The following is a 705-nucleotide window of genomic DNA, read 5'->3' on the forward strand; positions in this document are numbered from 1 at the left end:
CCACTCTCAACGGCCAGCGCATACACGGTTTCCTTGTCCGCGCTGAAAACGCGGCGGTGCCCGACCGCTGGCGCGAACAGGTCACCATCGTACATCGCTTTTGACCACTGCCGGTCTCCACTGGTGGCATCGAACGCCACGAGTTCGTAACGGTCGTAGCTCGCCAGGACGATATCCTCCGTGCGGACGAGCGGTTCCGGGATATTTGGCCCAGGGATCCCCCACTGTGTTTCACCCGTCTCGCGATCCAGCGCGTAGATTCCCTGGGCGGCAGAGCCATCTGCTGTGATATACACGTGGTCGTCGTCGACGGCTGGCGGTGCAGGGATGCTTGCACGCTGGTGATCGTCACCGAACGACCGCGCCCACTGCGTATCGCCGGTAAACGTATCAAGAGCGGTTACATCGCCCCGATCGCTCGTGGCGACGAGGAGGTCGTCAGCGACAGTCGGCGGATTGGGTCTGCCAGCCGTATCATGTGTCCAAGTGGTCGTCCAGCTAGCGGTGTTCAGTGCGACGATCCCGCCAGTCGATGGTTCAGTATAGTCGCCAAGTACGGGCGTAACAGCAATCGAACCTGCGAGGGCTGGCGGTCCAGTTGGACGCCGATTGAGTTCGTGGGTCGTCTCGGAGGACCCGTCGTCGAGTTGTACGGTTGTCACGATTCCACTCTGCTCGCGAGACGCGCGGCCGACGACGACAGCC

General features: G+C 62.1%; 1 protein-coding gene. It reads right to left on the reverse strand.

Annotated elements, in window-relative coordinates; genetic code table 11:
• A partial coding sequence (locus D3D02_RS18210) for a PQQ-binding-like beta-propeller repeat protein (protein ID WP_233560705.1) occupies positions 1-705 on the reverse strand: 705 nt, incomplete at both ends.

The sequence above is a fragment of the Halobellus sp. Atlit-38R genome (assembly GCF_003665925.1).
Taxonomy (GTDB): Archaea; Halobacteriota; Halobacteria; order Halobacteriales; family Haloferacaceae; genus Haloquadratum; species Haloquadratum inordinatus.